Below are 20,330 nucleotides of genomic sequence, written 5' to 3'. Positions count from 1 at the left end.
ATTATGGTTTGCTTAGAAGTTACGGAGAGTAAAAATGAAAGTTCGTGCTTCCGTCAAGAAATTATGCCGTAACTGCAAAATTATTCGTCGCAATGGTAGCGTTCGTGTAATTTGTAGTGTTGAACCAAGACATAAACAACGTCAAGGTTAAGAAAAAGCATTTTTTTCTTGCAAAGTTGGGTTGAGCTGGCTAAATTAGCCAGCCAATCTTTTTTATCTAAGATACATTATTGTTTGAGTATCCTGAAAACGGGCTTTTCAGCACAGTAATGTATATTTTAACTTAGGAGTGCATAGTGGCCCGTATAGCAGGCATTAACATTCCTGATCATAAACATACCGTAATCGCTTTAACATCGATTTTCGGTATCGGCAAAACCCGTTCACAGGCTATCTGTGAAGCAACTGGTATTGCTGAAAATGTTAAGATCAGTGAGCTGTCTGAAGAACAAATCGACAAGCTGCGTGACGAAGTTGCTAAATACGTTGTAGAAGGTGACTTACGTCGTGAAATTACCCTGAGCATCAAGCGTCTGATGGACCTTGGATGTTACCGTGGTTTACGTCATCGTCGTGGTCTTCCTGTGCGCGGACAGCGTACTAAGACTAACGCTCGTACCCGTAAGGGTCCGCGTAAGCCGATCAAGAAATAAGTCGGGGTATTGAATAATGGCAAAAGCACCAATTCGTGCACGTAAGCGTGTAAGAAAACAAGTCTCAGACGGTGTGGCTCATATCCATGCTTCTTTCAACAACACAATCGTTACTATTACTGACCGTCAAGGTAACGCATTAGGTTGGGCAACTGCCGGTGGTTCCGGTTTCCGTGGTTCTCGCAAATCTACTCCGTTCGCAGCTCAGGTTGCAGCAGAGCGTTGCGCAGAAGCTGTGAAAGAATACGGAATCAAAAACCTGGAAGTTATGGTTAAGGGACCGGGTCCGGGTCGCGAATCAACAATTCGTGCTCTGAACGCCGCTGGTTTCCGCATCACTAATATTACTGATGTGACTCCTATCCCTCATAACGGTTGTCGCCCACCGAAAAAACGTCGCGTTTAATACGTTTCGTTTTTTTTAGGACTGTTGGAGAAAGAAAATGGCTAGATATTTGGGTCCTAAGCTCAAGCTGAGCCGTCGCGAAGGAACAGACCTCTTTCTGAAGTCTGGTGTTCGCGCGATTGACACCAAGTGTAAATTAGAACAGGCTCCAGGCCAGCACGGTGCGCGTAAACCGCGTCTGTCTGACTATGGCGTCCAGTTACGTGAAAAACAAAAAGTTCGTCGTATCTACGGTGTTCTGGAACGTCAATTCCGTAACTATTACAAAGAAGCAACACGTCTGAAAGGCAACACAGGTGAAAACCTGCTGACTTTGCTGGAAGGTCGTCTTGATAACGTCGTTTACCGTATGGGCTTTGGCGCAACTCGCGCAGAAGCACGTCAAATGGTTAGCCATAAAGCTATCATGGTAAATGGCCGTGTAGTTAATATCGCTTCTTATCAGGTTTCCCCGAATGACGTTATCAGCGTTCGTGAGAAAGCTAAAAAACAGTCTCGTATTAAGGCTGCTTTAGAGCTGGCTGAACAGCGTGAGAAGCCAACTTGGCTGGAAGTTGATGCTGCTAAAATGGAAGGTGTGTTCAAACGTATTCCTGAACGTACTGACTTGTCTGCGGACATTAACGAACACCTGATCGTCGAGCTTTACTCCAAGTAAAGCTTAGCACCAAAGAGAGGACACAATGCAGGGTTCTGTGACAGAGTTTCTAAAACCGCGCCTGGTAGATATCGAGCAAGTGAGTTCGACGCACGCTAAGGTGACCCTTGAGCCTTTAGAGCGTGGCTTTGGCCATACTCTTGGTAACGCACTGCGCCGTATTCTGCTTTCGTCTATGCCGGGTTGTGCGGTGACAGAGGTTGAGATTGATGGTGTACTGCATGAGTACAGCACCAAAGAAGGTGTACAGGAAGATATCCTGGAGATTCTCCTCAACCTGAAAGGGCTGGCGGTAAAAGTTCAGGGGAAAGATGAAGTTATTTTAACCTTGAATAAATCTGGCATTGGCCCTGTGACTGCAGCCGACATCATCCATGATGGTGATGTCGAAATCGTCAAGCCACAGCACATCATCTGCCACCTGACTGACGAAAGCGCATCTATTAATATGCGAATTAAAGTACAGCGTGGTCGTGGTTATGTGCCGGCTTCTGCCCGAGTTCATTCGGAAGAAGATGAGCGCCCAATCGGTCGTTTGTTAGTCGATGCTTGCTACAGCCCAGTAGAGCGTATTGCCTACAATGTTGAAGCAGCTCGTGTTGAGCAACGTACAGACTTGGATAAGTTAGTTATTGAAATGGAAACTAACGGTACAATCGATCCTGAAGAGGCGATTCGCCGTGCGGCAACCATTCTGGCTGAACAACTTGAAGCTTTTGTTGACTTACGTGATGTTCGTCAGCCTGAAGTTAAAGAAGAAAAACCAGAATTCGATCCTATCTTATTGCGCCCAGTTGACGATCTGGAATTGACTGTCCGCTCTGCTAACTGCCTCAAAGCAGAAGCTATCCACTACATCGGTGATCTGGTACAGCGTACAGAAGTTGAGTTGCTCAAAACTCCGAATCTTGGTAAGAAATCTCTTACTGAAATTAAGGACGTCTTGGCATCTCGTGGTCTTTCTCTGGGCATGCGTCTAGAAAATTGGCCACCAGCAAGTATTGCTGATGATTAAGATCACAGGTTAAGGTTTTACTGAGAAGGATAAGGTCATGCGCCATCGTAAGAGTGGTCGTCAATTGAACCGCAACAGCAGCCACCGCCAAGCTATGTTCCGTAACATGGCAGGTTCTTTAGTTCGTCATGAGATCATCAAGACGACTCTGCCTAAAGCGAAAGAACTGCGTCGCGTCGTTGAGCCGCTGATTACTCTTGCCAAGACCGACAGCGTAGCTAATCGTCGTCTGGCATTCGCACGTACTCGTGATAACGAGATCGTTGCAAAATTATTTAATGAACTGGGACCTCGTTTCGCAGCTCGTGCAGGTGGTTACACTCGTATTCTTAAGTGTGGCTACCGTACAGGTGACAACGCTCCGATGGCTTACATCGAGCTTGTTGACCGTGCTGTTGAGTCTCAAGAAGCAGCAGCAGAGTAATCTGCCGTCGCTTTCAAGAAAACCGGGTATATTTGCCCGGTTTTTTTGTACCTGCTATTCTTATCTTTCCAAATAAATTTTCCCTTGAATTTTTCGTGATTAATCCTTATTTACAGGTGAGTACGATGAGCATGTATAAGATAGGTGAAATTGCTAGGCTCGCAGATGTGACGCCTGATACGATCCGCTTTTATGAGAAACAAGGTTTGATGGGGCATAAAGAGAGAACTGAAGGAGGATATCGGTTATTTACTGAGCAAGACCTCCAGCGATTACGTTTTATTCGTTATGCAAAGCAGCTAGGCTTTACTTTAGAAGCCATCACTGAATTGCTTTCAATTCGAGTGGATCCAGAACATCATACCTGTCAAGAATCTAAACAGATTGTCGATCTCAGATTACTCGAAGTTGAAAAAAAGATACAAGAGCTTATTATTATGCGTGATTCACTGAAGATGTTAAGTTCAGCATGCTGTGGTGAAGAACATGCGACAACCTATTGCTCTATTATGGAAATATTAGAAAAAGGGGCGTCTAAAGTTTATTAATTCTATAATTTGTTAACTATATGAAGGTATGTTATGAGCAAATATCAACATAAACGTGGTGAGATTAAAGATAATGCGATTGAAGCATTACTCCATGACCCACTATTTCGTCAAAGAGTTGAAAAAAATAAAAAAGGAAAAGGCAGTTATACAAGAAAAGGGAAAAATAAGAAATCAGTTAACTGGGAGGCCAGTGGTAATAAGTTTATTTACTTATTACCACTGGCCTTTTAGTTAATTTTTATTTTGTTCTTTTAAAAGATCACGTATTTCTGATAACAGAACTTCTTCTTTAGATGGTGGAGCTGGCTCTGCTGGTGCTGCTTCTTTTTCACGGCGAACTTTATTCATAACCTTAATTGCCATAAAGATAGCGAACGCGACAATAACGAAGTCAAAAACGGTTTGTATAAACATGCCATAATTTAGTACTACTGCAGGTAAATCCCCTTGTGCTTCTTTTAATACCACGCTGAATGATTTGAAATCAACACCTCCGATCAGTAAACCTAACGGAGGCATGATGATATCAGCAACTAATGAAGATACAATTTTACCAAATGCAGCACCAATAATAATACCAACTGCCATATCCACTACATTGCCCTTCATAGCAAATTCGCGGAAATCTTTTAAAAAGCTCATTAGACGACCCCTTAATAAATAATTCAATTGAAACAAAACATGTATTAGGTTAACAAATTATAGTCGCTAAAATTATTAAGCTACAAATATTTACTATGTTTATTTTTATAAGAAGAATGGACTTGGTTGGAATAATTTTTCTACTTCGGGCACATATTTTTTATCTGTAATAAACATAATGACATGGTCACCTTGTTCAATTATATGGTAATCACTAGCTATAATGACTTCTTCTTCACGAACAATCGCGCCAATAATAGTTCCTGGTGGAAGTTTAATCTCAGATATTTTTTTGCCGACAACTTTTGACGTATTTTCATCACCGTGTGCAATTGCCTCAATAGCTTCTGCAACACCTCTTCTTAAAGATGAAACATTGACTATATCTGCTTTTCTAACATGGCTTAATAGAGCAGAAATAGTGGCCTGTTGAGGCGAAATTGCAATATCAATCACCCCACCTTGAACGAGCTCAACGTATGCGGAGCGTTGTATAAGCACCATAGCTTTTTTAGCGCCCATTTTTTTTGCTAACATAGCAGACATAATATTAGCTTCATCATCATTTGTTAGGGCAATAAATACATCCATTTGCTCGATGTGTTCTTCCGTAAGTAGCTCTTGGTCGGATGCATCGCCATAAAATACAATGGTATCATGCAGTAACTCTGCAAGTTCTGTTGCGCGCTTCTGGTTGCGCTCAATAAGTTTCACGCTGTAATCTTTTTCTAGTCGCCTTGCTAGGCCGGCTCCAACATTACCACCGCCCACTATCATCAAACGTTTGTATGGCTTTTCTAGTCTTTGCAGCTCGCTCATTACGGCTCGGATATGTTGTGTTGAAGCAACAAAAAAAACCTCATCGCCCGCTTCAATGATTGTTGAGCCTTGTGGGCGAATAGGCCTATCTTGTCGGAAAATAGCAACAACACGAGTATCAATATGTGGCATGTGTTCGCGCAAGCTCGATAGTGCATTACCAACGAGTGAGCCGCCGTAATAAGCTTTTACAGCAACTATGCTGACTTTACCTTCTGCAAAGTTTACAACCTGAAGCGCGCCAGGGTATTGAATTAATTTATAGATATAGTCGATAACTAATTGTTCTGGTGATATTAAATAGTCAATCGGAATTTGTTCTGGCAGAAACAGTTTGTCGGCTTCACGGATATATTCAGTCGCCCTGATACGCGCTATCTTATTTGGGGTATTAAATAGGCTATACGCAATTTGGCAAGCAATCATGTTTGTTTCATCTGAATTGGTGACTGCTACCAACATATCCGCATCTTCTGCGCCTGCATCTCGAAGTACTCTAGGGTGAGATCCATGACCATTGACTACTCGTAGGTCGAACTGATCCTGCAATTGACGTAAGCGATCAGGATCGGTATCAACGACGGTAATGTCATTGTTCTCATCAACTAAATTTTCAGCAAGCGTGCCGCCAACTTGCCCAGCACCTAGAATAATGATCTTCATTACATATTCCTATATCAGAGAACTGTCTACAATAAACTACACAGTTTTGATTAAGCGCGCATAAAAGAAACCGTCACCACCATTAGTGCTCGGTAATACTTGTAAACCAGCATCGGTTCCATCATTTAGGCTGGCATCATTATGTTTAGATAGGAAGTTTTGTATTTGCTTTCCATTTTCTTCGGGCATAATTGAGCACGTAGCATAGACTAGCGTGCCGCCCGGCTTTAAATACGGCCAGATAGCTTCGAGAATTTGCGCTTGTAGTTGCGATAATTCATTGATGTCTGAGTCACGACGCAGCCATTTGATGTCAGGATGACGCCTAATAACGCCTGTAGCAGAACAAGGAGCATCAAGTAAAATACGGTCAAATTGCTGATCTTTAGCCCATTTCTCAGGTTGTGTGCCATCTCCTTGTATAACAATAGCGTGTTGCTTAAGGCGAATCAGATTTTCTTTTACTCTTTTAAGGCGATGTTCATCGATATCTACAGCAATAACATTTGCTTTAGGAGCTAGTTCCAAAATATGGGTAGTTTTCCCACCGGGGGCAGCACATAAATCTAAAATATTTTCCCCATTTTGAGGTTCTAGCAATTCAGCACAACCTTGAGCTGAGACATCTTGTACTGTAGACCAGCCATCTACAAAGCCCGGGAGACGCGATACTGCAGTGGGTTCATCTAACCGAATAGCATTTGGATGTGAGGGGGGCAAATGTGCGGTTATCTCAGACTGTTCTAATAAGTTGAGATACTGTGCAGCAGTGTGATGTTGAGAATTTACTCTTAACCACATAGGTGGTCGTTGGTTATTTGCCTCAATAATAGATTGCCAATCATCTGGATAGGCTGTTTGTAGGCGTTTTAATAACCAGCTCGGATGTAAATATTGGCTAGTGTTGTTAGCTATTCTCTCTTCTAGCTGTGCTTGCTGGCGCTGAAATGAACGTAACACACCATTAATAAGCCCTTTTAATTGGGGCTTTTTCAGTGCAACCGCTCCATCGACTGTTTCTGCTAATGCGGCATGAGGAGGAATGCGAGTGTAAAGGAGCTGGTAGATACCAACCATAATTAAGTAATGTAGAGTTCTTTGTTTACCCGTTAATGGTTTTTCCATTAGCTGGCTAATAAACCATTCAAGCTTAGGTAAATAACGTAAAACACCAAAGCAAATTTCTTGTAATAATGCTTTATCTTTATCATTGATATTACGCTGTAAGTCAGGTAGTACAGTACTTAATGATTGCCCATTATCAAGGACTTGGTTAATTGCTGTTGCCGCGATACTACGCAAATTATATGTATTTTTCATATAGAGAAGATGGATTCATTAGTGACTGAAATAAAACAGCCCGAAGGCATCAGGCTGTTTACAAGTTCGTTATGCTAGAATTTGCTCTGGGATAAACCATTCGCGACGAGAGTTTAGGATATCTTGTGCACTCATTGCTTTTTTGCCAGGCGGTTGTAGCTGAGTAATATTTAGTATGCCATTTCCTGTGGCAATGGATATACCTTTTTTATCAGCGCTAATAATTGTTCCTGGTTGCTTATCATGGGTTTCTGTGAGTACTTCAGCTTGCCAAACTTTAATGAGTTGTTCTTCAACCATGAAATAGCTCATTGGCCAAGGATTGAAAGCACGAATGCAACGTTCAATATGTACAGCATCATCTTGCCAATTAATGCGAGCTTCTTCTTTCGATAATTTTTCAGCATAATTTGCCAATGTTCCGTCTTGCTTTTCAGCAATGCATTGGCCTGAAGATAACATCTCAACAGTATGGATTAATGCTTTAGGGCCTGTTATTGCTAATTTATCATATAACGAGGCGCTAGTATCACTAGGGGTAATTGGGCAAATTGCTTTGTAAAGCATGTCACCAGTATCTAAACCTGCGTCCATTTGCATAATAGTCACACCCGTTTCAGTATCACCAGCCCAAATAGAACGTTGAATCGGCGCAGCTCCTCTCCAGCGAGGTAATAAAGAGCCGTGAACATTCAAGCAACCTAAGCGAGGGATATCAAGAACGGCTTGTGGTAAAATTAAACCATAGGCAACAACAATCATTAGGTCAGCATTTTGGTTCTTTATCCACTGCTGGTTTTCGCTATCCTTAAGTGAGACTGGTTGAAAAATAGGTAGTTGATGCTCTTCAGCGAGAACCTTGACAGGACTTGGTGTTAACTTTTTGCCTCTTCCTGCTGGTTTGTCATGGCGAGTGAGGACGCCAACGATTTTGTGTCTGGTATTTAAGAGAGCAGCTAAGTGTTTGGCCGCAAAATCTGGTGTACCCGCAAAAATAATTTTCAATGGCTCTGACACGTTAATTTCCCTATTTATATGTAGCGAATTAGCTATTTTTGGCTTCTTTTGCTCTTAGTCTGTCTAATTTTTCAACTTTCTGGCGGATGCGCTGACGTTTTAAAGGTGATAAGTAGTCGACAAATAGCTTACCAACAAGGTGGTCCATCTCATGTTGAATACAGATAGCTAATAAACCATCAGCCTCCAGTTCAAAAGACTCACCATCATAGTTTAGTGCGCGAACTTTTACTTGCTCCGCGCGAGGGACGAAACCATGTTGTTCTGGAATAGACAAACAACCTTCTTCGATACTCGTTTCCCCAGATTTATCCAGTAATTCAGGGTTAATAAGAACCAAACGCTCATCACGCGTTTCGGACACATCAATGACGATGATTCTTTGATGGATATCGACTTGTGTTGCTGCAAGACCGATACCTTCTTCTTCATACATGGTATCGAACATATCATCAACGATACTCTGTATAGAAGCATCAACTTTGTCTACTGGCTTAGCAATTGTGCGTAAGCGTTCGTCTGGATAATGTAATACGTTTAAGACTGACATAAATTTTTCGAGCGGTTTCCAAAATGTGAAAGGGAATTAATGACTATTCTAGACATTTCTCCTTCATATTAACAGTATTGGTTACGATTTGTTCACTGAAGAACCTATCTGTTAATAAGTCAGGATGACAATAATGAATACCCAAGAGATTTGGTTAAGAATGTCGCAGGTTAAAAGGCTATTACCTTTGCATGCAGTAAGAATAATTAATGAGTTAAAACAGTTAAATAAAATTAGCTATCAGGCCTTACACCATCATGGCTTGAATGAAGTACAACAATTGCAATTTATGAATGTATCTATGTACCGGCTTGAGAAAGTTCAGAGATGGCTTTCAAATGAGCATCATCAAATGATTACTTTCTGCGACCCTCAGTACCCTTTTTTATTAAAGCAGATCTATCGCCCCCCTCTTTTATTTTTTGTTATGGGCAAAAGTGAATTATTACTAACACCACAAATTGCTATAGTTGGAAGCCGGAGAGCAAGTGAATACGGCAGAATATGGACTAACTTATTTGTAAAGAGTTTCGTGCACCATAGTATCACCATCACAAGTGGACTTGCGTTAGGTATTGACGGTATAAGCCATAAAGCAGCTCTCGATAACCGTGGTGAGACAATTGCGGTTTTAGGTAGCGGATTAGCGAATATTTATCCGCGACAACATGCTGAATTAGCTGAAAAGATTAAAAGTTGTGGCGCTTTGATTTCAGAATATTGGCCAGATGCACCACCATTACCTAAGCAATTTCCCAAAAGAAACCGTATTATTAGCGGGTTAAGTAAAGCAGTTATTGTAATTGAAGCAGGTATGAAAAGTGGCTCACTGATAACTGCTAGATACGCACTAGAGCAAAACCGTGATTTGTTTACATTACCTGCTCCATTGGGTAATCCAGCATTTCATGGTAACCATTGGCTATTACAGCAAGGAGCTTATTTATTAGCTGAACCCGAAGATGTTTTGCAGCATATCGGTGATGGGTTAAATTGGATACAAACAGAATTACCTATAGAAGAGACACCCCTTGAGTTTAATGTGGTAGAAAATAAAATTTTAGGTATGGTGGGGTACCAAGCGACACCCGTCGATGTTATTGCAGAGCAAACCCAAATTCCAGTTACTCAAATTATTACCATATTAACTGAGATGGAAATCAATGGGATAGTTAGCTCGGGGGCTGGTGGATATACCAGAGTGACTTAGTTAAAAGCAACAGTAGAGAAAAACATGTCTAAACAACTGCCCTTCGATACAGAAAAAAATGAATATTGTCCAGAATGCGATTCTTTGCTTGTTATTCGCAATAGTTCACATGGGCCGTTTTTAGGCTGTTCAAGTTATCCACAATGCCATTATATGAGGCCGCTAAGACCTACAGTAGAAAGTCATATTGTAAAAGTATTAGAAGGCCAACATTGTCCGAAATGTAGTTATGACTTAGTGTTGAAACAGGGGCGATTTGGCATGTTTATTGGTTGTAGTAATTATCCTGTATGTGAACACATTGAGTTAATTGATAAACCGGATGAAACGAAAATTTCGTGCCCGCAATGCCAAAAAGGGAATTTATTACAGAGAAAATCACGTTTCGGCAAGACTTTTTATGCTTGCGATAATTATCCTAACTGTCAGTTTATATTAAATAATAAGCCTATTACTGGTAAATGTGAGTATTGTGAGTATCCATTACTTATGGAAAAAAGAGGGGGACAGGGAGTAAGATTATTTTGTGCCAGCAAACGCTGCGGTAAGCAACAAGAAGAATAATGAGTTAAAACTATGTCAAATATATCTACACCTGCAATTGAAAGTATCATAAGTTCATTACAGCACGAGGAGGTTATAGCCTACCCAACAGAAGCAGTATTTGGACTAGGCTGTGACCCTGATAGCGAAACGGCAGTACGTAAGTTATTAGAATTGAAGCAACGCCCTTGGGAAAAAGGGTTAATCCTTATCGCTGATAGTTACGAACAATTAAAAAACTATATAGATGATGAGCAGTTAACGGAAGATCAAAAACAAGCGATGTTTGCAACATGGCCGGGGCCAGTAACATGGGTGATCCCCGCAAAAGTAACGACGCCAAAATGGTTGACTGGTCAGTTTGATACCATCGCAGTGCGAGTTACAGACCATGAATTAGTAAAAAATTTGTGTCGTCATTATGGCAAGCCTCTGGTATCTACAAGTGCTAATTTAAGTGGATTAGAGCCATGTAGAACAACGGAAGAAGTTATGGAGCAGTTTGATGGAAGTATTCCTGTCCTTGATGGAATAGTTGGTGGCCGTCAAAATCCATCTGAAATAAGAGATGCCAAAACCGGGCAGTTATATCGTAAAGGATAATATATTATGGAAATGTTTGCGGTTTTTGGTAATCCAATTCAACACAGTAAATCACCTGTTATACATAAAATGTTTGCAGAGCAAACAGGGATTGCCCTTGAATATGAAAAAATTCTAGCGCCTGTAGAGGGATTTGAACAAAGCCTAATAGGTTTTTTTTCGCAAGGTGGAAAGGGCGCAAACATTACATTGCCATTTAAAGAGCGTGCTTTTCAGGTTGTTTCTGAATTAACGACAAGAGCTCAAATTTGCGGTGCAGTTAATACGGTCAAGAAGCTTGATGATAATCGATTGCTGGGGGACAACACCGACGGAATGGGGCTTTTGTTAGATTTGCAACGTTTAAAGTTTATTCATCCAAATAGCCGAATATTAATGATTGGTGCTGGTGGTGCAACACGTGGAGCATTATTGCCACTTTTAGAATATGGTTGTGATATCACTTTGACGAATAGAACCTTTTCTAAGGTTGAATTATTAGTTAATGAATTTTCAGCACTAGGTAAAATGAGCGGGAAAGAGATCTCACAGATCGTATCTGCTGATTTTGATCTGATCATCAATGCGACTTCATCTGGTGTAAGTGGAGAGGTTCCTGCAATCAATCCAAATGTGTTTAGCGATCAAGTTGCATGCTATGACATGTTTTATCAATCATCATTAACGCCCTTCCTTGAGTTTGCTACTCAATATAAAGTGACTAAAATAGCCGATGGCCTAGGTATGCTAGTAGGGCAAGCCGCGTTTTCTTTTAAACTATGGCATGGCATTCTTCCCGAAATCGCACCTGTTCTATCTACCTTATATAAGGAATTGAAAGGATGAATCAGCAAATTCAATTTCCTGATAGAGAAGCGTGGGATGAGCTATCTAAACAAGTACGTTTTCCTGTATTGATTAGCGGAATGCTTGCTGAATGTGCAATTCCTCAGTCGCTGTTATTTCAACGTTATGGCAACGAAGAAACACCTCTGAGATTATTTCAGCAATATCGATGGGATATAGAAGAAGATTTTGAAGCCTTGATTGAACAAGGCCTCGATAGTGAAGATGGGCTTTACATATTATCAGAAGCTAAATAGTTATTTTTCCATTCAACATAGTTATTCGCTGAATAACGTAAATGACCTAACTCAGCATCAGTCAATTTTCGGATGGCTTTTGCTGGGCTCCCTGTATATAAGTAACCAGATTCGAGCCTTTTGCCCTGAGTTACTAAACTGTTAGCTCCAATAATAACGTCATCTTCCACTATAGCCCCATCAATGACAATTGATCCCATTCCAACCAGCACTCTATTTCCTATAGTGCAACCATGTAACATAACTTTATGACCAATGGTGACATCTTCTCCAATAATTAACGGGTTTCCCTCTGGATTACTTGCCGACTTATGTGTGACATGTAGAACTGAGCCATCTTGAATATTAGTGCGCGCGCCAATAGAAATATAGTTAACATCTCCACGCAAAACACTGAGAGGCCAAATACTGACATCATCAGCTACGCGAACATCCCCAATTACAACTGAAGATGGGTCAATGAAAACGCGTGCATTAATCGAAGGGTAAATACCTAAATAAGGACGTAAAAGTGTATTCATAGTGATAACCGTAAAAAGAAATAAAGGATAGCCGTTAAATAACTCGTTAGTTCATTATGAATTTATGAGCCAAGTAGGTTGCTAAAGCTAGAATTATAGGCATGAAGTCGTTCTTTTTATAATCGTTCTGCGGTGAAAAAGCACAAGATGGCTATTTTATCCGCAAACGGAGTTTTTTTTAAAAAAAAAGGTTGTGTAATTCTGAAGGCTCCCTATAATGCGCATCCGTTGTCACGACAAACAGGTTAGAAGAAAACTTCAAAACCCAGTGATAACAGAGGTGAGAAAGAAAAAGTTTGAAAATAAACACTTGACTTTCTAAATAAAAAACGTAATATACGACACCTCGCGACAACGACCTCGAAGTCGAAAATCGAAAGATTTAGTCGCAACGCTCTTTAACAATTTATCAGACAATCTGTGTGGGCACTCACAGGACACTATCAAAAAAATATTTGATTTTAAGTCTTGAAGAGTGACTAACACGTTAATTCATATATATGAACTAATAGGTAATTTGGTTTCTTCGGAAATCAAACGACAGTAAAAATTCTTTGAGCATCAAACACTTTTAATTGAAGAGTTTGATCATGGCTCAGATTGAACGCTGGCGGCAGGCCTAACACATGCAAGTCGAGCGGTAACAGGGGAAGCTTGCTTCCCGCTGACGAGCGGCGGACGGGTGAGTAATGTATGGGGATCTGCCCGATAGAGGGGGATAACCACTGGAAACGGTGGCTAATACCGCATAATCTCTTAGGAGCAAAGCAGGGGAACTTCGGTCCTTGCGCTATCGGATGAACCCATATGGGATTAGCTAGTAGGTGGGGTAATGGCTCACCTAGGCGACGATCCCTAGCTGGTCTGAGAGGATGATCAGCCACACTGGGACTGAGACACGGCCCAGACTCCTACGGGAGGCAGCAGTGGGGAATATTGCACAATGGGCGCAAGCCTGATGCAGCCATGCCGCGTGTATGAAGAAGGCCCTAGGGTTGTAAAGTACTTTCAGTCGGGAGGAAGGCGTTGTTGCTAATATCAACAACGATTGACGTTACCGACAGAAGAAGCACCGGCTAACTCCGTGCCAGCAGCCGCGGTAATACGGAGGGTGCAAGCGTTAATCGGAATTACTGGGCGTAAAGCGCACGCAGGCGGTTGATTAAGTTAGATGTGAAATCCCCGGGCTTAACCTGGGAATGGCATCTAAGACTGGTCAGCTAGAGTCTTGTAGAGGGGGGTAGAATTCCATGTGTAGCGGTGAAATGCGTAGAGATGTGGAGGAATACCGGTGGCGAAGGCGGCCCCCTGGACAAAGACTGACGCTCAGGTGCGAAAGCGTGGGGAGCAAACAGGATTAGATACCCTGGTAGTCCACGCTGTAAACGATGTCGATTTGAAGGTTGTTCCCTTGAGGAGTGGCTTTCGGAGCTAACGCGTTAAATCGACCGCCTGGGGAGTACGGCCGCAAGGTTAAAACTCAAATGAATTGACGGGGGCCCGCACAAGCGGTGGAGCATGTGGTTTAATTCGATGCAACGCGAAGAACCTTACCTACTCTTGACATCCAGAGAACTTAGCAGAGATGCTTTGGTGCCTTCGGGAACTCTGAGACAGGTGCTGCATGGCTGTCGTCAGCTCGTGTTGTGAAATGTTGGGTTAAGTCCCGCAACGAGCGCAACCCTTATCCTTTGTTGCCAGCGATTCGGTCGGGAACTCAAAGGAGACTGCCGGTGATAAACCGGAGGAAGGTGGGGATGACGTCAAGTCATCATGGCCCTTACGAGTAGGGCTACACACGTGCTACAATGGCGTATACAAAGAGAAGCGACCTCGCGAGAGCAAGCGGAACTCATAAAGTACGTCGTAGTCCGGATTGGAGTCTGCAACTCGACTCCATGAAGTCGGAATCGCTAGTAATCGTAGATCAGAATGCTACGGTGAATACGTTCCCGGGCCTTGTACACACCGCCCGTCACACCATGGGAGTGGGTTGCAAAAGAAGTAGGTAGCTTAACCTTCGGGAGGGCGCTTACCACTTTGTGATTCATGACTGGGGTGAAGTCGTAACAAGGTAACCGTAGGGGAACCTGCGGTTGGATCACCTCCTTACCATTGAAGTGTTTTTGTGAAGTGCTCACACAAATTGTCTGATAGAAAGTAGAGCAATGGCTTTACGTGGGAAACTTATTCGAGAGGATAAGACTTACACGAAAATAGCAAAACGGTGTTTTGCAATTGAATTTTCGTGTCCCCTTCGTCTAGAGGCCTAGGACACCGCCCTTTCACGGCGGTAACAGGGGTTCGAATCCCCTAGGGGACGCCAATTGCGCCGATATCGAGTGAAAGACGATGTCCCCAATAATGATTAAGCCAATTATTTTAATAGTTGGTTTAACAATTATGCTCTTTAACAATCTGGAACAAGCTGAAAATTGAAAACAACGCACATTGTTTATCGCTTAAACAATGTGAGAGTCTCTCAAAATTTCAGACCTGAAATTTTCGGTCACTTTAGCGAGTGGCATGAGCGAGCAGTCAGTCCTTCGCGGCGGCCAGCGCACAGCAAGCGCAGCATACATAAGTATGTGAGCATTGCGAGCACTGCCCAACAAAGAAGGAATGCACGCACAGCCATGACAGTAAAGTGAACGTTGAAACAATTTCGGGTTGTGAGGTTAAGCGACTAAGCGTACACGGTGGATGCCTAGGCAATCAGAGGCGATGAAGGACGTGCTAATCTGCGATAAGCGTCGGTAAGGTGATATGAACCGTTACAACCGACGATTTCCGAATGGGGAAACCCAGTGCAACTCGTTGCACTATCGTTTGATGAATACATAGTCAAACGAAGCGAACCGGGGGAACTGAAACATCTCAGTACCCCGAGGAAAAGAAATCAACCGAGATTCCCCTAGTAGCGGCGAGCGAACGGGGAGCAGCCCAGAGTCTTAATCAGCATTAGCATCAGGAGAACGGTCTGGAAAGTCCGGCAGTAAAGGGTGATAGCCCCGTATCCGAAGGTGTTAGTGTTGTGAACTCGACGAGTAGGGCGGGACACGTGTTATCCTGTCTGAATATGGGGGGACCATCCTCCAAGGCTAAATACTCCTGATTGACCGATAGTGAACCAGTACCGTGAGGGAAAGGCGAAAAGAACCCCGGCGAGGGGAGTGAAATAGAACCTGAAACCGTGTACGTACAAGCAGTGGGAGCCCCACCACCAAAGCATTTTCTGGTGTTGAGGACAACTTTGAAGTGACATTCAACACGCGTTGGCGGAGCGCTTTTTGCGACGCCCAACACACAAAACAAGCAGTGAATGTGCTTTGGGGTGGGGTGACTGCGTACCTTTTGTATAATGGGTCAGCGACTTATATTCTGTAGCAAGGTTAACCGTATAGGGGAGCCGTAGGGAAACCGAGTCTTAACTGGGCGAATGAGTTGCAGGGTATAGACCCGAAACCCGGTGATCTAGCCATGGGCAGGTTGAAGGTTGGGTAACACTAACTGGAGGACCGAACCGACTAATGTTGAAAAATTAGCGGATGACTTGTGGCTGGGGGTGAAAGGCCAATCAAACCGGGAGATAGCTGGTTCTCCCCGAAAGCTATTTAGGTAGCGCCTCGTGAACTCATCTTCGGGGGTAGAGCACTGTTTCGACTAGGGGGTCATCCCGACTTACCAACTCGATGCAAACTACGAATACCGAAGAATGTTATCACGGGAGACACACGGCGGGTGCTAACGTTCGTCGTGAAGAGGGAAACAACCCAGACCGCCAGCTAAGGTCCCAAAGTCATAGTTAAGTGGGAAACGAAGTGGGAAGGCTCAGACAGCCAGGATGTTGGCTTAGAAGCAGCCATCATTTAAAGAAAGCGTAATAGCTCACTGGTCGAGTCGGCCTGCGCGGAAGATGTAACGGGGCTAAACTATGCACCGAAGCTGCGGCAGCGATATGTAAATATTGTTGGGTAGGGGAGCGTTCTGTAAGCCTGTGAAGGTGTACTGTGAGGTATGCTGGAGGTATCAGAAGTGCGAATGCTGACATAAGTAACGATAATGCGGGTGAAAAACCCGCACGCCGGAAGACCAAGGGTTCCTGTCCAACGTTAATCGGGGCAGGGTGAGTCGACCCCTAAGGCGAGGCAGAAATGCGTAGTCGATGGGAAACGGGTTAATATTCCCGTACTGGTGATAATTGCGATGGGGGGACGGAGAAGGCTAGGCTATCCGGGCGACGGTTGTCCCGGTTTAAGAATGTAGGCAGGTGAATTAGGCAAATCCGGTTCACTACATGCTGAGGTTCGATGACGAGTCACTACGGTGATGAAGTAGCTCATGCCCCGCTTCCAGGAAAAGCCTCTAAGCTCTAGATTATCATTAATCGTACCCCAAACCGACACAGGTGGTCAGGTAGAGAATACTCAGGCGCTTGAGAGAACTCGGGTGAAGGAACTAGGCAAAATGGTGCCGTAACTTCGGGAGAAGGCACGCTGGCGCTAGGTGAAGTCCCTTGCGGATGGAGCTGAAGCCAGTCGCAGATACCAGCTGGCTGCAACTGTTTATTAAAAACACAGCACTGTGCAAACACGAAAGTGGACGTATACGGTGTGACGCCTGCCCGGTGCTGGAAGGTTAATTGATGGGGTTATCCGTAAGGAGAAGCTCTTGATCGAAGCCCCAGTAAACGGCGGCCGTAACTATAACGGTCCTAAGGTAGCGAAATTCCTTGTCGGGTAAGTTCCGACCTGCACGAATGGCGTAATGATGGCCAGGCTGTCTCCACCCGAGACTCAGTGAAATTGAACTCGCTGTGAAGATGCAGTGTACCCGCGGCAAGACGGAAAGACCCCGTGAACCTTTACTATAGCTTGACACTGAACATTGAGCCTTGATGTGTAGGATAGGTGGGAGGCTTCGAAGCGTGGACGCCAGTCTGCGTGGAGCCAACCTTGAAATACCACCCTTTAATGTTTGATGTTCTAACGTAGCCCCGTAATCCGGGGTGCGGACAGTGTCTGGTGGGTAGTTTGACTGGGGCGGTCTCCTCCCAAAGAGTAACGGAGGAGCACGAAGGTTGGCTAAGCATGGTCGGACATCATGCGGTTAGTGCAAAGGCATAAGCCAGCTTGACTGCGAGAGTGACGGCTCGAGCAGGTACGAAAGTAGGTCTTAGTGATCCGGTGGTTCTGAATGGAAGGGCCATCGCTCAACGGATAAAAGGTACTCCGGGGATAACAGGCTGATACCGCCCAAGAGTTCATATCGACGGCGGTGTTTGGCACCTCGATGTCGGCTCATCACATCCTGGGGCTGAAGTAGGTCCCAAGGGTACGGCTGTTCGCCGTTTAAAGTGGTACGCGAGCTGGGTTTAGAACGTCGTGAGACAGTTCGGTCCCTATCTGCCGTGGGCGTTGGAAGATTGAAAGGGGCTGCTCCTAGTACGAGAGGACCGGAGTGGACGCACCACTGGTGTTCGGGTTGTCATGCCAATGGCATTGCCCGGTAGCTAAGTGCGGAAGAGATAACCGCTGAAAGCATCTAAGCGGGAAACTTGCCTTGAGATGAGTCTTCCCTGACCCTTTAAGGGTCCTAAAGGAACGTTTAAGACTAAGACGTTGATAGGTTGGGTGTGTAAGCATAGCGATATGTTGAGCTAACCAATACTAATGAACCGTGAGGCTTAACCTGACAACACCGAAGGTGTTTTAGAGAGATTGAGTTGTTTTTGATAGTGAGTGAGAAGCCGAAAGGTGAAGGACACACAGCTTGTTTGAGATTGATGTTTTGGTTTAGTGAATAAAAAGCTAAACGGAAACAAACAGAATTTGTCTGGCGGCAATAGCGCGGTGGTCCCACCTGACCCCATGCCGAACTCAGTAGTGAAACGCCGTAGCGCCGATGGTAGTGTGGGGTCTCCCCATGTGAGAGTAGGGAACTGCCAGACATTAATTAAAAGTTTATTGCTCAATAGCAGTAAGCTGCCGAAAGGCAAAAGAATAAGTGGAGCGGTAGTTCAGTTGGTTAGAATACCTGCCTGTCACGCAGGGGGTCGCGGGTTCGAGTCCCGTCCGTTCCGCCACTTAATTTAGGGGCGTAGTTCAATTGGTAGAGCACCGGTCTCCAAAACCGGGTGTTGGGAGTTCGAGCCTCTCCGCCCCTGCCAGTTACCAATTAAGTAATAATAAAAGAAGTATCTATTGATAACCCGATTAGCTTAATCGGGTTTTTCTTTATCCACATATTCTAAATATAGCGTTATTTTCTTATCCCTCTCAGTTAATCTTTAATTTACTTTTTTCCTCATACTATATTAGCTTCTACTAATTTCAAAAAATCACTTTGCTAAAAAATTAATATATCATTGTATTATTATAATGAAGATGAGTTATTCGTGATTGATATCCTTATTGGTACATAAAAGAAACTATTAATTAAAATTATTTAATCGTGATATCTAACTTATTTATAAAACAATATTAAGGTGAGTTAGTATTTTAAATGTAAATTGATTAACTTTTGGTTTAAAATCAAAGTGTTAAGTTGGTTTGGTTTCTCATTGCGATATGGATGTTTAGGTTAATAATTGTGAGCTAAGTAAGGAAGGGGATTTATGGAAATTAAAAAACTCAGTGTATACCAAGTGGCTCTATAAATACCGTTTCGCCCTTTTGCTAACATCCAAATAGAAAATAATTTTAAAAAATATTTTTTAATTATCTGTAAGACGTTATAAGACTTTTATAAGTATTAAACCACCCATTATGAGGGTGGCTATGATTATTCACTCAACGGTGCATTTTTTATGGGTGTCTTAATCAATTGATTGATAAGAGCTTGCTGATCATTTTTTTGGAGCCAGACTGCATACAAAGGTTTGTTTATTGAGGTTTCTGAGAGCGTTTTTAAGCCTGGGTATTGATATGCCCAATGCGCAGGCAAAAATGCCGCTGAAAGCGATACAGGAAGTAATTGACGGGTAATATGGGCCGAGGTAGTGATCATTACGGGTGTATCATCTTGAGTTAGTGCTGGTTCATTTTTTGGCTGAAAGTCAGCCCCCCATTCAAGCTTTATAAAATTATATTTTGTGAGTGCAATATTTTTTTGGGAAGCCATAAGTTGTAAGTCAATAGTACCAATAATTGTGCTTTCAAATTCATCCATTTTGGGTGGCTCAGTTGCAATTAATAAATCTAATTCTCTAGAATGTAGTTGCTTAACAAGGGACTGGCGCGTTGAAACTCTTGCTTCGAGTCGTAGTTCATCATGTTGATTATAAAGTTCTTCTGCCCAGTCAGTTAGATAGCCTTCCCAAAGTGAAGCGGTTGCTCCAATAGAAAGTTCTGTATGTTGTGAGGCATGAGATATCTCTTTTTTAGCTTGCAACCAGGTATTCATTAGCGATTCAGCGTAGGGAACAAGCCTTTCACCGGCAGCAGTTAACCGGATATTATTTCTATGCCTCGTAAATAGGCTTGTACCTAATTGTGTTTCTAACTGCCTAATACGAAAGCTAACCGCTGATTGCGTTAAATAGAGTGATTCTGCGGCTCTACCAAAGTGCCTAGTTTTACTAACCTCTAAAAAAGTTCTCAATAACTCGCTGTCCACATGCATCTCCAATTATTTTTGTCGTGATGATTTAAA

Annotated in this window: 20 protein-coding genes, 3 tRNA genes and 3 rRNA genes; 19 read left to right on the top strand and 7 right to left on the bottom strand. The window is 43.1% G+C overall.

The genetic code is table 11. The annotated features are described in order from the left end of the window. Positions 1–34 precede the first annotated feature (34 nt). The 8 genes from rpmJ (at position 35) to M1E86_RS18785 (ending at position 3,938) form a co-directional block, all read left to right on the top strand. Positions 35–151: a 50S ribosomal protein L36 gene (gene rpmJ / locus M1E86_RS18820; protein ID WP_004265484.1), complete on the top strand. Its 117-nt coding sequence runs from the start codon at positions 35–37 to the stop codon at positions 149–151. 145 nt (positions 152–296) lie between these two features. Next, the gene (gene rpsM, locus M1E86_RS18815) at positions 297–653 is read left to right on the top strand and encodes a 30S ribosomal protein S13 (protein WP_004907144.1); all 357 of its coding nucleotides are present in this window, start codon (positions 297–299) and stop codon (positions 651–653) included. Positions 654–669: 16 nt separating this feature from the next. Next, positions 670–1,059, top strand: coding sequence for a 30S ribosomal protein S11 (gene rpsK, locus M1E86_RS18810; protein WP_002919257.1), 390 nt, complete (start codon positions 670–672; stop codon positions 1,057–1,059). A 37-nt stretch (positions 1,060–1,096) separates the two neighbouring features. Continuing rightward, positions 1,097–1,717 carry a 30S ribosomal protein S4 gene (rpsD, locus tag M1E86_RS18805; protein WP_004265487.1) on the top strand — a complete coding sequence of 207 codons (621 nt, stop codon included), beginning with the start codon at positions 1,097–1,099 and terminating at the stop codon, positions 1,715–1,717. Between the two features lie 25 nt (positions 1,718–1,742). Next, positions 1,743–2,732, top strand: coding sequence for a DNA-directed RNA polymerase subunit alpha (locus tag M1E86_RS18800; protein ID WP_004265491.1), 990 nt, complete (start codon positions 1,743–1,745; stop codon positions 2,730–2,732). Between the two features lie 37 nt (positions 2,733–2,769). Beyond that, a complete protein-coding gene (rplQ, locus tag M1E86_RS18795) occupies positions 2,770–3,156 on the top strand; it encodes a 50S ribosomal protein L17 (RefSeq protein ID WP_004907152.1) in 387 nt (128 codons plus the stop codon). 131 nt (positions 3,157–3,287) lie between these two features. Continuing rightward, positions 3,288–3,704, top strand: coding sequence for a Zn(2+)-responsive transcriptional regulator (gene zntR, locus M1E86_RS18790; RefSeq protein WP_125895210.1), 417 nt, complete (start codon positions 3,288–3,290; stop codon positions 3,702–3,704). A gap of 33 nt (positions 3,705–3,737) precedes the next feature. Continuing rightward, positions 3,738–3,938 (top strand): alternative ribosome-rescue factor A, encoded by a 201-nt coding sequence (locus M1E86_RS18785; protein WP_185746965.1) that lies wholly within the window; start codon positions 3,738–3,740, stop codon positions 3,936–3,938. Here the strand turns inward: M1E86_RS18785 and mscL are convergent, their stop codons facing one another. The 5 genes from mscL to def all read right to left on the bottom strand — a co-directional run bounded on the left by mscL (position 3,939) and on the right by def (position 8,718). Beyond that, entirely contained in the window at positions 3,939–4,349 is a 411-nt protein-coding gene (gene mscL, locus M1E86_RS18780; RefSeq protein WP_125895202.1) for a large-conductance mechanosensitive channel protein MscL, read from the bottom strand. A gap of 105 nt (positions 4,350–4,454) precedes the next feature. After that, positions 4,455–5,831, bottom strand: a complete 1,377-nt coding sequence (gene trkA / locus M1E86_RS18775; RefSeq protein WP_125895200.1) for a Trk system potassium transporter TrkA — start codon at positions 5,829–5,831, stop codon at positions 4,455–4,457. A gap of 36 nt (positions 5,832–5,867) precedes the next feature. Continuing rightward, a complete protein-coding gene (gene rsmB / locus M1E86_RS18770) occupies positions 5,868–7,151 on the bottom strand; it encodes a 16S rRNA (cytosine(967)-C(5))-methyltransferase RsmB (protein ID WP_213914591.1) in 1,284 nt (427 codons plus the stop codon). Between the two features lie 69 nt (positions 7,152–7,220). Then, positions 7,221–8,168: a methionyl-tRNA formyltransferase gene (gene fmt, locus M1E86_RS18765; protein ID WP_213914592.1), complete on the bottom strand. Its 948-nt coding sequence runs from the start codon at positions 8,166–8,168 to the stop codon at positions 7,221–7,223. A 28-nt stretch (positions 8,169–8,196) separates the two neighbouring features. After that, positions 8,197–8,718: a peptide deformylase gene (def, locus tag M1E86_RS18760; RefSeq protein WP_213914593.1), complete on the bottom strand. Its 522-nt coding sequence runs from the start codon at positions 8,716–8,718 to the stop codon at positions 8,197–8,199. 133 nt (positions 8,719–8,851) lie between these two features. Between def and dprA the strand changes: the two genes are divergently transcribed. Genes dprA through M1E86_RS18735 form a run of 5 tightly spaced genes read left to right on the top strand, consistent with a single transcriptional unit; the run spans position 8,852 to position 12,156 of the window. Beyond that, complete coding sequence (gene dprA / locus M1E86_RS18755) at positions 8,852–9,928, top strand: DNA-processing protein DprA (protein ID WP_125895193.1); 1,077 nt, start codon at positions 8,852–8,854, stop codon at positions 9,926–9,928. A 24-nt stretch (positions 9,929–9,952) separates the two neighbouring features. Continuing rightward, positions 9,953–10,492 (top strand): DNA topoisomerase family protein, encoded by a 540-nt coding sequence (locus tag M1E86_RS18750; protein ID WP_125895191.1) that lies wholly within the window; start codon positions 9,953–9,955, stop codon positions 10,490–10,492. Positions 10,493–10,504: 12 nt separating this feature from the next. After that, complete coding sequence (gene tsaC / locus M1E86_RS18745; protein ID WP_102140611.1) at positions 10,505–11,074, top strand: L-threonylcarbamoyladenylate synthase type 1 TsaC; 570 nt, start codon at positions 10,505–10,507, stop codon at positions 11,072–11,074. A gap of 6 nt (positions 11,075–11,080) precedes the next feature. Next, positions 11,081–11,899 carry a shikimate dehydrogenase gene (aroE, locus tag M1E86_RS18740; protein WP_213914594.1) on the top strand — a complete coding sequence of 273 codons (819 nt, stop codon included), beginning with the start codon at positions 11,081–11,083 and terminating at the stop codon, positions 11,897–11,899. After that, on the top strand, positions 11,896–12,156 hold the full coding sequence (locus tag M1E86_RS18735) for a DUF1488 domain-containing protein (RefSeq protein WP_213914595.1): 261 nt from the start codon (positions 11,896–11,898) through the stop codon (positions 12,154–12,156). The genes aroE and M1E86_RS18735 overlap by 4 nt, the downstream gene beginning before the upstream one ends. Here M1E86_RS18735 and M1E86_RS18730 read toward each other — a convergent pair. Further along, positions 12,132–12,677 carry a gamma carbonic anhydrase family protein gene (locus tag M1E86_RS18730; protein ID WP_125895185.1) on the bottom strand — a complete coding sequence of 182 codons (546 nt, stop codon included), beginning with the start codon at positions 12,675–12,677 and terminating at the stop codon, positions 12,132–12,134. The two genes, M1E86_RS18735 and M1E86_RS18730, sit on opposite strands and share 25 nt — an antisense overlap. Positions 12,678–13,249: 572 nt before the next feature. Between M1E86_RS18730 and M1E86_RS18725 the strand changes: the two genes are divergently transcribed. The 6 genes from M1E86_RS18725 (at position 13,250) to M1E86_RS18700 (ending at position 18,846) form a co-directional block, all read left to right on the top strand. Beyond that, positions 13,250–14,789, top strand: a 16S ribosomal RNA gene (locus M1E86_RS18725). Between the two features lie 138 nt (positions 14,790–14,927). Further along, positions 14,928–15,003 (top strand) — tRNA-Glu (locus M1E86_RS18720). Positions 15,004–15,353: 350 nt separating this feature from the next. Then, positions 15,354–18,371, top strand: a 23S ribosomal RNA gene (locus tag M1E86_RS18715). A gap of 140 nt (positions 18,372–18,511) precedes the next feature. Next, positions 18,512–18,627: ribosomal RNA gene (rrf, locus tag M1E86_RS18710) — 5S ribosomal RNA — on the top strand. Together the 16S, 23S and 5S rRNA genes with 3 tRNA genes alongside form the textbook arrangement of a ribosomal RNA operon. Positions 18,628–18,685: 58 nt before the next feature. Beyond that, positions 18,686–18,762: transfer RNA gene (locus M1E86_RS18705), tRNA-Asp, on the top strand. Positions 18,763–18,770: 8 nt separating this feature from the next. Further along, a tRNA-Trp gene (locus M1E86_RS18700) sits at positions 18,771–18,846 on the top strand. Between the two features lie 614 nt (positions 18,847–19,460). Here M1E86_RS18700 and hdfR read toward each other — a convergent pair. Further along, complete coding sequence (gene hdfR / locus M1E86_RS18695) at positions 19,461–20,300, bottom strand: HTH-type transcriptional regulator HdfR (RefSeq protein WP_125894378.1); 840 nt, start codon at positions 20,298–20,300, stop codon at positions 19,461–19,463. Positions 20,301–20,330 lie beyond the last annotated feature (30 nt).

The organism is Providencia sp. PROV200 (assembly GCF_049901995.1).
In the GTDB taxonomy this organism is placed as follows: domain Bacteria; phylum Pseudomonadota; class Gammaproteobacteria; order Enterobacterales; family Enterobacteriaceae; genus Providencia; species Providencia rettgeri_E.
Note: the sequence above shows the minus strand (reverse complement) of the source record. Positions and strands in the feature narration are given on the sequence as shown.

Coding starts and splice junctions, on each gene's coding strand:
- dprA (WP_125895193.1), top strand. CDS start 8,852: ATGAATACCCAAGAGATTTGGTTAAGAATGTCGCAGGTTAAAAGGCTA.
- M1E86_RS18800 (WP_004265491.1), top strand. CDS start 1,743: ATGCAGGGTTCTGTGACAGAGTTTCTAAAACCGCGCCTGGTAGATATC.
- mscL (WP_125895202.1), bottom strand. CDS start 4,349: ATGAGCTTTTTAAAAGATTTCCGCGAATTTGCTATGAAGGGCAATGTA.
- tsaC (WP_102140611.1), top strand. CDS start 10,505: ATGTCAAATATATCTACACCTGCAATTGAAAGTATCATAAGTTCATTA.
- M1E86_RS18785 (WP_185746965.1), top strand. CDS start 3,738: ATGAGCAAATATCAACATAAACGTGGTGAGATTAAAGATAATGCGATT.
- zntR (WP_125895210.1), top strand. CDS start 3,288: ATGTATAAGATAGGTGAAATTGCTAGGCTCGCAGATGTGACGCCTGAT.
- rpmJ (WP_004265484.1), top strand. CDS start 35: ATGAAAGTTCGTGCTTCCGTCAAGAAATTATGCCGTAACTGCAAAATT.
- trkA (WP_125895200.1), bottom strand. CDS start 5,831: ATGAAGATCATTATTCTAGGTGCTGGGCAAGTTGGCGGCACGCTTGCT.
- M1E86_RS18730 (WP_125895185.1), bottom strand. CDS start 12,677: ATGAATACACTTTTACGTCCTTATTTAGGTATTTACCCTTCGATTAAT.
- aroE (WP_213914594.1), top strand. CDS start 11,081: ATGGAAATGTTTGCGGTTTTTGGTAATCCAATTCAACACAGTAAATCA.
- rplQ (WP_004907152.1), top strand. CDS start 2,770: ATGCGCCATCGTAAGAGTGGTCGTCAATTGAACCGCAACAGCAGCCAC.
- def (WP_213914593.1), bottom strand. CDS start 8,718: ATGTCAGTCTTAAACGTATTACATTATCCAGACGAACGCTTACGCACA.
- M1E86_RS18735 (WP_213914595.1), top strand. CDS start 11,896: ATGAATCAGCAAATTCAATTTCCTGATAGAGAAGCGTGGGATGAGCTA.
- M1E86_RS18750 (WP_125895191.1), top strand. CDS start 9,953: ATGTCTAAACAACTGCCCTTCGATACAGAAAAAAATGAATATTGTCCA.
- rpsK (WP_002919257.1), top strand. CDS start 670: ATGGCAAAAGCACCAATTCGTGCACGTAAGCGTGTAAGAAAACAAGTC.
- rsmB (WP_213914591.1), bottom strand. CDS start 7,151: ATGAAAAATACATATAATTTGCGTAGTATCGCGGCAACAGCAATTAAC.
- rpsD (WP_004265487.1), top strand. CDS start 1,097: ATGGCTAGATATTTGGGTCCTAAGCTCAAGCTGAGCCGTCGCGAAGGA.
- hdfR (WP_125894378.1), bottom strand. CDS start 20,300: ATGCATGTGGACAGCGAGTTATTGAGAACTTTTTTAGAGGTTAGTAAA.